Annotated in this window: 12 protein-coding genes and 2 pseudogenes; 10 read left to right on the top strand and 4 right to left on the bottom strand. The window is 76.6% G+C overall.

Annotated elements, in window-relative coordinates; all coding sequences use genetic code 11:
• The first annotated feature begins 2 nt into the window (after positions 1 to 2).
• The 7 genes and pseudogenes from M3185_RS05350 (at position 3) to holA (ending at position 5,622) form a co-directional block, all read left to right on the top strand.
• Positions 3 to 902, top strand: coding sequence for a DegV family protein (locus M3185_RS05350; RefSeq protein ID WP_251332639.1), 900 nt, complete (start codon positions 3 to 5; stop codon positions 900 to 902).
• A pseudogene (locus M3185_RS17520) lies at positions 820 to 1,620 on the top strand (SLBB domain-containing protein); the annotation flags it as partial. The gene M3185_RS05350 and the pseudogene M3185_RS17520, both read left to right, overlap by 83 nt.
• 113 nt (positions 1,621 to 1,733) lie before the next feature.
• Positions 1,734 to 1,922 (top strand): ComEA family DNA-binding protein, encoded by a 189-nt coding sequence (locus M3185_RS17515; protein WP_374238469.1) that lies wholly within the window; start codon positions 1,734 to 1,736, stop codon positions 1,920 to 1,922.
• Complete coding sequence (locus M3185_RS05340; protein WP_251332637.1) at positions 1,919 to 2,725, top strand: hypothetical protein; 807 nt, start codon at positions 1,919 to 1,921, stop codon at positions 2,723 to 2,725. The genes M3185_RS17515 and M3185_RS05340 overlap by 4 nt, the downstream gene beginning before the upstream one ends.
• A pseudogene (locus M3185_RS17510) lies at positions 2,722 to 3,294 on the top strand (ComEC/Rec2 family competence protein); the annotation flags it as partial. The gene M3185_RS05340 and the pseudogene M3185_RS17510, both read left to right, overlap by 4 nt.
• Before the next feature lie 130 nt (positions 3,295 to 3,424).
• Positions 3,425 to 4,510: a ComEC/Rec2 family competence protein gene (locus tag M3185_RS05335; RefSeq protein WP_251332636.1), complete on the top strand. Its 1,086-nt coding sequence runs from the start codon at positions 3,425 to 3,427 to the stop codon at positions 4,508 to 4,510.
• Positions 4,511 to 4,617: 107 nt separating this feature from the next.
• On the top strand, positions 4,618 to 5,622 hold the full coding sequence (gene holA, locus M3185_RS05330) for a DNA polymerase III subunit delta (protein ID WP_251332635.1): 1,005 nt from the start codon (positions 4,618 to 4,620) through the stop codon (positions 5,620 to 5,622).
• A 138-nt stretch (positions 5,623 to 5,760) separates the two neighbouring features.
• Here holA and rpsT read toward each other — a convergent pair whose 3' ends face one another.
• Both rpsT and M3185_RS05320 read right to left on the bottom strand, forming a co-directional pair.
• On the bottom strand, positions 5,761 to 6,021 hold the full coding sequence (gene rpsT, locus M3185_RS05325) for a 30S ribosomal protein S20 (protein ID WP_251332634.1): 261 nt from the start codon (positions 6,019 to 6,021) through the stop codon (positions 5,761 to 5,763).
• 212 nt (positions 6,022 to 6,233) lie between these two features.
• Positions 6,234 to 6,791, bottom strand: coding sequence for a type II toxin-antitoxin system PemK/MazF family toxin (locus M3185_RS05320; RefSeq protein WP_251332633.1), 558 nt, complete (start codon positions 6,789 to 6,791; stop codon positions 6,234 to 6,236).
• A 170-nt stretch (positions 6,792 to 6,961) separates the two neighbouring features.
• Between M3185_RS05320 and lepA the strand changes: the two genes are divergently transcribed.
• Together lepA and hemW are read left to right on the top strand one after the other, a co-directional pair.
• Positions 6,962 to 8,821, top strand: a complete 1,860-nt coding sequence (gene lepA, locus M3185_RS05315; RefSeq protein ID WP_251332632.1) for a translation elongation factor 4 — start codon at positions 6,962 to 6,964, stop codon at positions 8,819 to 8,821.
• Complete coding sequence (hemW, locus tag M3185_RS05310; RefSeq protein ID WP_251332631.1) at positions 8,821 to 10,062, top strand: radical SAM family heme chaperone HemW; 1,242 nt, start codon at positions 8,821 to 8,823, stop codon at positions 10,060 to 10,062. The genes lepA and hemW overlap by 1 nt, the downstream gene beginning before the upstream one ends.
• Positions 10,063 to 10,086: 24 nt before the next feature.
• Here the strand turns inward: hemW and M3185_RS05305 are convergent, their stop codons facing one another.
• Positions 10,087 to 10,551, bottom strand: a complete 465-nt coding sequence (locus tag M3185_RS05305; RefSeq protein WP_251332630.1) for a DUF4870 domain-containing protein — start codon at positions 10,549 to 10,551, stop codon at positions 10,087 to 10,089.
• 178 nt (positions 10,552 to 10,729) lie between these two features.
• Positions 10,730 to 11,593, bottom strand: coding sequence for a DUF3097 domain-containing protein (locus M3185_RS05300; protein ID WP_251332629.1), 864 nt, complete (start codon positions 11,591 to 11,593; stop codon positions 10,730 to 10,732).
• Between the two features lie 171 nt (positions 11,594 to 11,764).
• Here M3185_RS05300 and hrcA point away from each other — a divergent pair, with 171 nt between their 5' ends.
• Entirely contained in the window at positions 11,765 to 12,778 is a 1,014-nt protein-coding gene (gene hrcA, locus M3185_RS05295) for a heat-inducible transcriptional repressor HrcA (protein ID WP_251332628.1), read from the top strand.
• The last annotated feature ends 23 nt before the right edge of the window (positions 12,779 to 12,801 follow it).

Below are 12,801 nucleotides of genomic sequence, written 5' to 3'. Positions count from 1 at the left end.
GGGTGGTGGGCCCGCGCCGGACCGCCGTCGTCACCGACGACGCCGCCGCCCTGCCCCCCGCCTGGCGGGAGGCCGCCGCGCGGGAAGGCGGGCTCGCCGTCGTGGAGCTGCCCGTGCTGGTCGACGGCCGGCCCCTGCCCGCTCCCGGGGACGGTACCCCGCAGGAGCTGCTCCGGGCGGTCGCCGAGGGACGGCCGGTGACCACGTCGCGGCCGTCCCCGGGCCGGTTGCGGCGGGTCTACCAGCAGTTCCAGGACGCCGGGTACGACGGGATCGTCTCCGTGCACCTGTCGGGGGAGCTGTCGGGGACGGCCGGGTCGGCCCGGATCGCCCGGCAGGGCGTCGACGTGCCGGTCACGGTCGTCGACTCCCGTACCGCCGCGATGGCCCAGGGGCTCGGGGTGCAGAGCGCGTGGCGCGCGGCCGGGACCGGGGCGGACGGGGAGCAGGTCGCCGCCGCCGCCCGCGAGGGCAGCCGGGACGCCGCGCTGCTGCTGTGGGTGCCCTCCCTCGAGCCCCTGCGCCGGGGCGGGCGGATCGGCCCGGGCGCGCCGGACGCGCTCCCGCAGCCGGGGTCGCTGCTGAGCGTCGCCGGCGGGAGGCTCGTGCCCGCCGGCACGCCCGGCGCGCCCGCCCGGGCCCGGTTCGGCGCGCTGGTGGGCGCGGCCCTGGCCGCCGCGGAGCCCCGGGACCCGGTGCTGGTGATGCACCACCTGGGCGACGGGCCCGCCGCCCGGGAGCTCGGCGAGGAGCTCGTGGCCGCGCACCGGCCCGGCGCGCGGCTCGTGGTCTGCCCGCTGCCGCCCGTCCTGGCGGCCCATGTGGGCCCGGGCGCGTGCGCCGCCGTCGTCGAGCGCCACCGCCTCCCCGCACTGCCGCCCTCCGTCGCCCGGCGGCGCTGAGCCCCGGCGTCCGGGCTCCCCAGAGCCCTTCGTCCGCCCGCGCCGTCCCCAACCCGGGTCCGGGCCGCTCCGTGGCGGACCCCCAGGGCGTTGGCTGGGCACCATGACCGGCACCGTCCACCCCAGCCGACGCCGCCCGCCGTCCGCCGAGCCCGCTCAGCGGACCGGGCCCCCGAGCCCACCGAGCGGACCGGGCCGCCCCCGCCCACCGGGCCTCCTGAGCCCACCGGGCGGACCGGGCCGGGCGGCAGCCCGCCCGGGCGGCTGTCCGCGCTGCTGGCCGAGGCTCCCGCCCGCGGCCCCCGGGCCCGCACCGTCCGGGACGGAGGGCCCCGCCCACCGGTGGCACGTCGCCGCGCGCACCCGGGTGCCGCGGTCCCTGCTGCTGCTCGTCTTGGCCGCGCTGGCGGTCCCCGCGTGGGCGGTGCTCGGTCCCGGCTCCGCCGGCGACGCGGCCCCCGGAGCCCCGCCCGTTCCTGCCGCCCCGGGCGGCTCCGCCCCACCGGGCGCCGGGCCCTCCGCCTCACCGGGCGCCGGGCCCTCCGCGGCGCCCTCACCGGGTGGGACGCTGCTCGTGCACGTGACCGGGGAGGTCGCCCGCCCCGGCGTCGTGGAGGTCGGGCCCGGGGACCGGGTCGTGGACGCGGTCGAGGCCGCCGGGGGGCTCACCGGGGCGGCCGTCACCGAGGGCGTCAACCTCGCCGCCCCCGTCGCCGACGGCCAGCAGGTCCTTATCCCCGACACCCGCCCCACCCCGCGCCGCCCCCGGCAGCCCCGGGCACGCCGGACCCGGCAACCGCCGCCGGCGCCGCCTCCGCCGACGGCGCCGGGCTGCTGGACCTCAACACCGCCACCGCCGCGGACCTCGAGGCGCTGCCCCGGGTGGGGCCCGTGCTCGCCGAGCCGATCGTGGCGTTCCGGGAGCAGAACGGGGGCTTCGCGTCCGTGGCCGACCTCGACGCCGTGGGGGGCGTCGGCCCCGCGCTCATGGAGGCGCTCACCCCGCTGGTGACCGTGTGAACGGCCCCGCCGGGTGGTGGGCGCGGGCCCTGGAGCACCAGGAGCTCCGCGACGCCCGCGCCCCGGGGCGCACCTGGGACCTGCGGCTGCTGCCCGCCGCGCTCGCCGCGTGGGCGACCGCGCTGCTGGGCACCCGTCTGCCGCTGGGGCAGGCGGCCCTCGGGGGCGGCGCGGTCCTCGGGCTGCTCGCCCTCCTGGGGGCCGTCCTCCCGCCGCTGGTGCACCGGGCGGTCCGGGCCCTGCACCGCGGGCCCGGGAGGGCCCCCGCCGTCCGCCGCTCACGGGGTGCTGTGCCGTGGTCCGCGCTCGGGCTCGCCGCCCTCGCGGTGGCCGCCGTGCTCCTCGGCACGGCCGCCGAGCGCCGTCCCCTCGCCGACGGGGCGCTGGGCGAGGCCCTCGCCGGGGGCGGGAGATTCACCGTCACCGCGCGGGTGCTCGAGCCCCCGCGCCCGTGGGCGTCCGCCGGGCCGGACGCCGCGGCCGCGGGCGAGGACCGCACCGGCGCCGTGGTCCGGCTGCGCCTCGACGAGGTGGTCCAGGGAGGGCGGGGCGAGGCGGCCGGGGTGCCGGCCACCGTCTTCGCCGACGGCCCCGGCTGGAGCGCCCTGACCCCCGGGGCCCGCATCTACGCGGTGCTCGAGGCCCCGCCCGCCCCGTGCCCCGGGGCCCTCGTGCTGCGCGCGGCCGCCGCGCCCAGCACACTGCCCGCCGAGCGGCCCCCGCCCGGGAGGCGCTGCGCGGGCGCTTCGTCCTGGCCACGGCCGGGCAGGGGCCCGACGCCGCGGCCCTGCTCCCCGGGATGACGTTCGGCGAGCGGGCCGGCCTCGGACCCGAGCTGGAGCAGGCCATGCAGGACACCGGCCTGACCCACCTCACCGCCGTCTCCGGCTCCAACTGCGCCCTCGTCACGGCCCTCGCCGGGCACGCCGCCCTCGCGCTGGGGGCGGGCCGGCGTACCTGCCTGCTCACGGGCCTGGGCGCCCTGGCTGCGTTCGTGGCCCTCGTCGGCCCGGACCCCTCCGTGCTGCGCGCCTCCGTGATGGGCGCCCTCGGCGCGCTGAGCCTGCTCACCGGGCGCGCCGCTGTCTCCCTGGCCACCCTCGCCGGGGCCGTGGTGGCCCTGGTCGTGGCCCGGCCCGCGCTCGCCGCCGAGCTCGGGTTCGTGCTCTCGGTGCTGGCCACCGCGGGGATCGTGGTCAGCGGCCGGCCTCTCGCGCGCCTGCTCGGGGCCCGCGTCCCCGAGGTGCTGGGCGTGGCCGTCGCGATCCCCGCGGCCGCCCAGCTGTGGTGCGCGCCCGTCCTGGTGCTCCTCCAGCCCGCCGTGCCGGTGTACTCCCTGCCCGCCAACGTCCTGGCCGGGCCGCTCGTGCCCGTCGTGACGGTGTGCGGACTCGCCGGGCTCCTGCTGCTGGGCGTGCCCGGGGACGCCGCCGCGGACGCCCGCCCTGCTCCCGCTGGGGGCGGGGGCCGTCGGCGCGCGCCTGGTCGCCGGGATCGCCCGCGTGCTCGCCGCCGCGCCCGGGGCCCTCCTGCCGTGGCCGGAGGGGCCCGCCGGGGTGGCGCTCATGGGCGTTCTCGCCGCCACCGCCGTGCTCGGCGTGCACGCCCTCGACGTCCGGCGCCGCCGGCCCCGGCCCTCCGCCGGGACGCTGCGCGACGGTCCCGCACCCCCGGCGCGCTCCGAGGTGCACCGGCGCCTGCTGGCGCGGCGGCGCCGGAGGCGGCGCGCCCTGGTTGCCGGTGCGCTGCTGGTCGTGGTCGTCGTGCTGGGCCTGCGGGCCCTGGCCGAGCTGCGGCGGCCCCCGCCCGCGTGGGAGGCCCTGGTCTGCGACGTGGGCCAGGGCGACGCCGTGCTGCTGCGCACGGGCCCGGACCGGGCCGTGCTCGTGGACACCGGCCCCGACCCGCGGGCCCTGGACCGGTGCCTGCGCCGCGGCGGCGTGCGGGAGCTGGAGCTGGTGGTGCTCACGCACGCCCACGCCGACCACACCGGCGGGCTGCCAGCCCTGACCCGGCCGGCGGGCGTGGCGGAGGTCTGGTACTCCACCGCCGCCCCGGACCCGCCCGCGGAGATCGCCGCCGCCCTGCCCGCCGTTCCTGTGCACCGGCCCGCCCCGGGGGAGACCCGCTCCTTCGGGGTGCTGCGGCTGACGGTGCTCGCCCCCGCGGCAGCCGCCGCCCGACGGTGGGGGCCGCCGTCGTCGTCGGAGGAGAACGACGCGTCCCTGGCCCTGCGCGCCGAGCTGACCGGCCCCGACGGCAGCACCGTCTCGTGGCTGCTGACCGGGGACCTCGAGGAGGCCGGGGCGCGCGCCCTCGTGCGCGCCGCCGGCCCGCTCGCCGACGTGGACGTCCTCAAGGTCTCCCACCACGGCGCCCGCAACGGCGGCACCGGCGTCGTCGACGCCGCGAGCCCCCGCCTGGCCGTGGTCTCCGTGGGCCGCGACAACGACTACGGCCACCCCCACCCGACGATCCTCGCCCACCTCGAGGCGCGGGGCGTGCCCCTGCTGCGCACCGACCGGCACGGCAGCGTCTACCTGCTGCGCGAGGGGGACCGCCTGCGGGCGCTGCCCGCCGGGCCCTGAGCCCGTCTGCGCTGCTGCCCGCACCGCCCCCGCCCGGAGCCGTCCCCGGACGCCCCCGGCCGTGAGAAGCTGGGACCACACCGACCCCACCACCGAAGGACGCGGCCATGACCCCACCACGGCGCCCCGCTCCCGCCGCCACCGGACCCACCTGGCGGGACGTCGAGCCGGCCCCGCTGATCCTGCTCACGGGCCCCGAGGACTACCTGGCCGCCCGTGCGCGCGACCGCGTGCGCGCCGCCCTCAAGGACCGGCGCGGGCCCGTGGAGCTCAGCGCCGTCGACGCCGCCGCCTACGCCCCCGGTCAGCTCGCCGCCCTCGCCAGCCCCTCCCTGTTCGACGACGCGAAGCTCATCCACGTGGCGAACCTCGCCGCCATGAACGACGAGCTCCTCGCCGACGGGCTCGACTACGTCAAGGCCCCCGACCCGGACGTCGTCGTCCTGTGGGAGCACAGCGGCGGCAACCGCGGCAAGAAGCTTCTCGACGCGCTCAAGGCCGCCGGCGCCGTGGTCGTCGAGTGCAAGCCTCTGAAGTCGGACCGGGACAAGAGCGAGTTTATCCTCACCGAGTTCCGCTCGCACCGCCGCCGCATCGACCCGGACGCCGCCCGCGCCCTGGCCGCGGCCGTGGGCAGCAGCACCGCGGAGCTCGCCGCCGCGTGCGCGCAGCTGCTCTCGGACGGGCCCGAGACGATCACCTTCGACGACGTCGAGAAGTACTACGGCGGGCGGGTCGAGGCCACCGCGTTCAAGGTCGCCGACGCGGCGCTGGCCGGGCGCACCGAGGCCGCCCTCAAGCTGTGGCGCCAGGCCCTCGACACGGGCGTGGATCCCGTGCCCATGGTCGGGGCCCTGGCCGCCAAGCTGCGCACCATCGCCCAGGTGCACGGCACCCGCGGAGGCTCCGGCCAGCTCGCCCAGCGGATCGGGGCGGCCCCGTGGCAGGTGGAGCGCGCGCAGGAGGAGTCACGGCGCTTCTCCGAGGCGGACCTGGTGCGGATGCTGGGCGCCCTGGCGGAGGCCGACGCCCAGGTGAAGGGCGAGGGCCGGGACCCGGCCTACGCCGTGGAGCGGGCCATCACCACGATCGCCCTCGCCGGCCGGCGCTGACCCGGCGCCGCCCGCCGCCGGTGCGGCGCCGGGCGGGACGCGGTCGTGCCGGGCGACGGAACAGGCCCCGTCCCGGAGAGGGACGGGGCCTGTTCCGTGCGCCCGCCGGAGCGGGCGCGGTTCGCGGGGAACCGGGAATCAGATCTTGGCGACGCGCTTGGCCAGACCGGACTTCTTGTTGGCCGCGTTGTTCTTGTGCAGCACGCCCTTGCTGACGGCCTTGTCCAGCTTGCGGGCGACGTTGCGCAGAGCGTCCTGCGCGGCGTCCTGCTGGCCGGCGGCGACGGCCTCGTCGACCTTGCGGATGAGGGTCTTCAGCTCGGACTTGTAGGCGTTGTTGCGGAGGCGCGACTTCTCGTTGGTGAGAATGCGCTTCTTCTGGGACTTGATGTTGGCCACGTGTAACTCCTTGGCGATGGATGCGGAATTCGGTCAGTGAGGGCAAACAGGCCGGTCATGAGACTGAGCGGGAGCGGGGACACCCGAGTGGCGGCCGACCTGCAGTGCCCGACGACCAGCGCGGACACACAGCAGAAAAGTCTAGCAGACGCCGCCCCGCTCCCGGGTCCGCGCCGCCGCGCGGCACGGGCCCGGGCAACGGATGGTGCGGGTCAGGGCCGCCGGCGCACCAGCTCGGCCGCGACCCGGTCGAAGCGCTCCACGGGCAGCACCGCGCCCTCCCGCCGGACGTCGGCCGGCAGCACCCGGACCACCCGGTCGAGCTTCACCTCGGAGGCCCGGCCCCGCCGGTCCCACGGCCCGGTGCCGACGTCGACGTAGTCGGGGTTCCGGGTGGCGTGGTTGGTGCGGTCGCGGGAGGTGAGCATGAGGCACAGCAGGTGCTCGCCGGCCCGGTCCACGACCAGCACGGGGCGGTCCTTGCCGCGGCCGTGGTCCTCCTGGAAGGGCACCCAGGTCCACACGATCTCGCCGGGGTCCGGCTCGCCGTCGGACAGGGGCCGGTAGACGGGGCGGACGGGTCCCCTCCAGTCGCCCGGGTACGGCGCGGAGAGCCTGCCGCGGTGCGCAGCCGCGTCGGGGCCCGGCCCCGCGGGTGCGGCGGGCCCGCGCCGCGGTGCGGACGTCCCGGCACCTTCGCCCGCGGAGTGCCGGTAGGCGTCCAGGGCGCGCACGGCGAGCCGGCCCAGGGCGCGCAGGTTCAGCTTCATGCGCCCACTCTAGCCACGGCCCCGGGCCGTGCCGGGGCGGTGGGGGGCCAAATGGCCCCCCACCGCCAAACGTGGGAAACTGGACAGCTGAATCACCGGCACGGTCCCCGTTGCCGACCGTCCCAGGACCTCCCCGGAAGCGCCCCGCGCCTCCCGAGAAAGGACCGCCCGTGTCACCGCTGGCCGTCAACGCCCCGGTTCCCGCCTCGACCGACCCGTCGATCCTCCGGAACTTCTGCATCATCGCCCACATCGACCACGGGAAGTCCACGCTCGCCGACCGCATGCTGCAGGCCACCGGGGTCGTGACCCCCCGGGAGATGAAGGAGCAGTACCTCGACCGGATGGACATCGAGCGCGAGCGCGGGATCACCATCAAGTCCCAGGCCGTGCGGATGCCCTGGAACGTCGCTGGCGCCGACTACGCGCTGAACATGATCGACACCCCGGGCCACGTGGACTTCACCTACGAGGTCTCCCGCTCCCTGGCGGCCTGCGAGGGCGCCCTGCTGCTCGTCGACGCCGCGCAGGGCATCGAGGCCCAGACCCTGGCCAACCTGTACCTGGCCATGGAGAACGACCTGACCATCATCCCGGTGCTGAACAAGATCGACCTGCCCGCCGCCCAGCCGGAGAAGTACGCCGAGGAGCTCGGCAACCTCATCGGGGCCGACCCGGAGGACGTGCTGCGGGTCTCGGGCAAGACGGGCCAGGGGGTGGAGGCCCTCCTGGACCGCATCGTGGAGCTGGTCCCCGCCCCGCAGGGCGACGCGGACGCGCCGTCCCGGGCCATGATCTTCGACTCCGTCTACGACACCTACCGCGGCGTGGTCACCTACGTGCGCGTGGTCGACGGGAAGCTCAGCCCCCGGGAGCGGATCCGGATGATGTCCACCGGCGCGCAGCACGAGCTGCTGGAGATCGGCGTCATCTCGCCCGAGCCGAAGCCGAGCGCCGGCCTGGGCGTGGGCGAGGTGGGCTACCTCATCACCGGCGTGAAGGACGTGCGCCAGTCCCGCGTCGGCGACACGGTGACCAACCACCAGCGGCCCGCCAGCGACTCCCTCGGCGGCTACGAGGACCCCAAGCCCATGGTGTTCTCCGGGCTGTTCCCGATCGACGGCTCCGACTACCCGGTGCTGCGCGACGCCCTGGACAAGCTCCAGCTCAACGACGCCGCGCTGGTCTACGAGCCCGAGTCCTCGGCGGCCCTGGGCTTCGGCTTCCGCTGCGGCTTCCTGGGCCTGCTGCACCTGGAGATCGTCCGTGAGCGCCTCGAGCGCGAGTTCAACCTGGACCTGATCTCCACCGCCCCGTCCGTCAGCTACAACGTCACCCTCGAGGACGGCACCGAGCGGGTCGTCACCAACCCCTCCGAGTTCCCGGCGGGCAAGCTCGCCGAGATCCGCGAGCCGATGGTCGCCGCGACCGTGCTCGCCCCCTCCGAGTTCATCGGCGCGATCATGGAGCTGTGCCAGACCAAGCGCGGCCAGCTCAAGGGCATGGACTACCTCTCCGAGGACCGGGTGGAGCTGCGCTACCGCCTGCCGCTGGCCGAGATCGTCTACGACTTCTTCGACCAGCTCAAGTCCCGCACCAAGGGCTACGCCTCCCTGGACTGGAAGGCCGAGGGCGAGGAGGCTGCCGACCTCGTCAAGGTCGACATCCTCCTGCAGGGCGAGCCGGTGGACGCGTTCAGCGCCATCACCCACCGGGACAAGGCCTACTCCTACGGGGTGATGATGACCGGCAAGCTGCGCGAGCTCATCCCGCGCCAGCAGTTCGAGGTCCCCATCCAGGCCGCCATCGGCTCCCGCGTCATCGCCCGCGAGAACATCCGCGCGATCCGCAAGGACGTGCTCTCCAAGTGCTACGGCGGCGACATCTCCCGCAAGCGCAAGCTGCTCGAGAAGCAGAAGGAGGGCAAGAAGCGGATGAAGATGGTGGGCCGGGTCGAGGTCCCCCAGGAGGCGTTCGTCGCGGCCCTGTCCTCCGACGAGCCCGGCGACAAGAAGGACAAGAAGAAGTAGTGTCCCCCGCCCAGCCCGACGGGCTGCCCGCCCCCCTCGACGGGCGCCTGCCCGCCTCCGCCGCGGCAGGCTCCGCCGGTCGCTCCCTGAGCCTCTACGTGCACGTGCCGTTCTGCGCGGTCCGCTGCGGGTACTGCGACTTCAACACCTACACCGCGACCGAGCTCGGCCCGGACGTCTCCCAGGACGTCTACGCCGCGGACGCGGCCGCCGAGGTGCGCTGGGCCCGGCGCGTGCTCGAGGACTCCGGGGTGACCGTGCGGCCCCTGCACAGCGTGTTCTTCGGCGGCGGCACCCCCACGTTGCTGCCCGCCGCGGACCTCGCCGGGATCCTCGCCCAGGCGCGGGACACCTTCGGCCTCGCCGACGGGGCCGAGGTCACCGTCGAGGCGAACCCGGACTCGGTCACCCCCGGGTCGCTGCGCGTGCTGGCCGACGCCGGCGTCACCCGCGTGTCCTTCGGGATGCAGTCCGCCGTCCCGCACGTGCTCGCGGTGCTCGACCGCACCCACGACCCGGACAACGTCCCGCGCGCCGTGGCGTGGGCCCGCGAGGCCGGCCTGGGCGTGAGCGTGGACCTGATCTACGGGGCGCCGGGGGAGTCCCTCGCCGACTGGGAGCACTCGGTGCGCACCGCCGTCGGCTACGCGCCGGACCACGTCTCGGCGTACTCCCTGATCATCGAGGACGGCACGAAGCTCGCCGCCCGGATGCGCCGCGGCGAGGTGGCCCCCATCGACGAGGACGACCAGGCCGACAAGTACGAGCTGGCCGACCGGCTGCTCGCCGAGGCCGGCTACGAGTGGTACGAGGTCAGCAACTGGGCGCGCCCGGCCGGCGCGGACGGGCGCGCCCACCGCAGCCGGCACAACCTCGCCTACTGGCACAACCAGGACTGGTGGGGGATCGGCCCCGGGGCGCACTCCCACGTGGGCGGCACGCGCTGGTGGAACCTCAAGCACCCCGTGCCCTACACGCACCGCGTGCGGGCACAGCACTCCCCGGCCGCGGGCCGGGAGGTCCTGGACGCGGCCACCCGCCACCTCGAGCGGGTGATGCTGGAGGCGCGGATCCGCGACGGTCTGCCCGTGGCCGCCCTCGACGACGACGGCCGCACCGCGGTGGCCGGGCTGATCGCCGACGGGCTGGTCGAGCCGGCGCACGCGCTGCGCGGGACGGTGGTGCTCACCCTGCGGGGCCGGCTCATGGGCGACGCCGTGGTGCGGCGGCTGCTCGGCTGACCCACGGCACGGGGCCGGGAGCGCTCAGCGGCGCGCGGCGCGCTCCCGGGAGCGCTGCTGCAGCCGCTCCCCGATCCGGTCGTAGAGGCGGGTGTTGTAGCGGTAGACGTAGGGCTCGCCCCGGTTGACCTGGATGCCGCCGGCGAGGGAGCTCACGGCGAGCAGCACCCACGCCGCGGCGGCCGCGAGCGCGAAGAGCCACCCGATGAACGGCACGGGCGCCACCAGCGCTCCCACGACGACCACGAGCGAGGGCAGGAGGGTGAAGTTCATGGCCTCCTTCGCCTCCTGCTCCGTGAACCGTCCCCGGCCGCGAAAGACGCGGTGGATCAGGAAGGACGGCAGGAACCCGCCGACCCCGCCGAAGTGCGCGAGGGTCGCCCACTGGCGGTCCTCGGCGACGGTCAGCGGCTGCGCGACGGGGGTGATGCCCTCGAAGGGCGACTCGGCGCTCTCTCGGCTCGATCGGGGGTCGGTCTGAACGGGCAACGGGAGTCCTTCAGCGGCGGGACCGCGGCGGGCGCGGTCGGTGGATGGCGTGGACCCATCGTACCGGCCGGACGCCCGGTTCTCCGGGCGTCCGTGACGCCGTGTGTGCCTTTGTGACGTGACGTCGGTCGCCGGCCCGGCCCGGTGCGCCCCGGTCCGTGTGGAGGACGCACGGGGCTCAGGCGCCGGGGGCGGTGAGGAAGTCGATGAGCTCCTCCACCCGGCCCAGCAGCGCCGGTTCCAGGTCGGCGTAGCTGTCCACGCGGGCGAGGATGTGCTGCCACGCCCGGCCCAGGTCGCCGGGGGTGCGGTGGGGCCAGCCGAGGGCCGCGGCGGTGCCGGTCTTCCAGTCGGTGCCGCGTGGAACGGCGGGCCACGCGTCGATGCCCAGCGCGCCCGGCTTCACCGCCTGCCAGATGTCCACGTAGGGGTGGCCGAGCACCAGCACGTTGCCGGCCGCCCCGGGCAGGTGCATCGTGCGCTCGGCGATCCGGGACTCCTTGGAGCCGGGCACGAGGTGGTCCACCAGGACGCCCAGCCGGCGCCCCGGCCCGGGGCCGAACTCCTGCACCGCGGCGGGGAGGTCGTCCACGCCGTGCAGCGGCTCCACGACGATGCCCTCGACGGCGAGGTCGTGGCCCCAGACCTTGGCGACCAGCTCGGCGTCGTGGTAGCCCTCGACCCACACGCGGGAGGCCTTGGCCGTGGAGGCGCGCAGCCCCTCCACGGCCACCGACCCGGAGCGCGTGCGGGCGGGCTTGCGCGCGGCCGGGGCCGAGCGCGGCTCGACGACCACCACCGGCGCGCCCTCCAGCAGGAAGCCGGGGCCCAGCGGGAACGCCTTGACGCGGCCCCGGCGGTCCTCCAGGCCCATGACCCGCATCCCGCCGATGGTCTCCAGCGACACGACGGCGCCGACCCAGCCGGTGGTGACGTCCTCCAGCAGCATCCCCGGCGCGACCGCCACCTCGGCCGAGACGGGCCGGCGGCGGGCGAGGGCGTCGTCGTCGAGGCTGCGCGGGCCCCAGCCGTAGTCGCTCATGGTCGTCCTCCCCGGTGCCGGCCCCGCGCGGGCCGCGCGGATCAGCCGGAAGCGTACCAAAGGGCCGGCGTCCCCGGGGTCCGGCACGGGGGCTACACTGGAGCGCATTGGCACTGTGCGCGCCCGAGTGCCAGGACGGCGGGCGCGGGGACCGACCCGGGGAGGAGTGACGTGAACCAGCCGAGACGACTGCAGATCCTGCAGGCCATCGTGGAGGACTACGTGCACTTCCGGGAGCCCGTGGGCTCGAAGGCGCTCGTGCAGCGCCACCGGCTCGGGGTCTCCTCGGCCACCGTGCGCAACGACATGGCCGCGCTCGAGGAGGAGGGGCTGATCGTCGCCCCGCACACGAGCTCGGGGCGGATCCCCACCGACAAGGGCTACCGCACGTTCGTCGACCAGATCGCCTCCGTCAAGCCCCTCTCCGGGCCCGAGCGGCGGGCGATCCACAGCCTGCTCGACGACGCCGCCGACATCGACGAGGTCATGGAGCGCACCGTGCGCCTGCTCGCCCAGCTCACCCACCAGGTGGCGGTCGTGCAGTACCCGCACGCCTCGGGGGTGACCGTGCGCCACGTCGAGGTCGTCGACCTCGGCGAGGGCCGGGTGCTCGTCGTGCTCATCCCCACGAACGGGCGGGTCGCCCAGCGCGTGGCCGTGCTGCGCGGGTCCCCGGACGAGACCCAGCTGCTCGAGCTGCGCGCCCGGCTGCTCGCCGCCGTCATCGGCCGCCCCCTGACGGCGGTGCCGGACGCGCTCCGCGCCCTGACGGCGGGGCTCGCCCCGCCGCTGCAGCCAGCCGCCGCGGCCGTGGCCGAGGCCGTCGCCGCCCTGGCGGCGGGCGGGGCCGAGCACCGCATGGTCATGGCCGGCACCGCCAACCTCGCCCGCGCCACGGGCGACTTCCATCTGAGCATCGGCCCGGTCCTCGAGGCGCTCGAGGAGCAGGTCGTGATGCTGCGCCTGCTCTCCGAGATGGAGCAGGACGCCCGCGGCGTGGCCGTGCGGATCGGCGCGGAGAACGCCGCGGGACCGCTGTCCGAGGCCGCGGTCGTGGCCACCGGCTACGGTCCCGAGGCGCAGTCCAAGGTCGGCGTCGTCGGCCCCATGCGGATGGACTACCCGTCCACGATGGCGGCCGTGCGGGCCGTCGCCCGCTACCTCTCCCGTATCCTCGGGGGCTGAGCCGCGGCCGGCTCCCCCGCACC

It is taken from the genome of Kocuria rosea, assembly GCF_023715525.1.
In the GTDB taxonomy this organism is placed as follows: Bacteria; Actinomycetota; Actinomycetes; order Actinomycetales; family Micrococcaceae; genus Kocuria; species Kocuria rosea_A.
The sequence above is the reverse complement of the archived record's forward strand: the minus strand, read 5'-3'. Positions and strand labels throughout refer to the sequence as shown.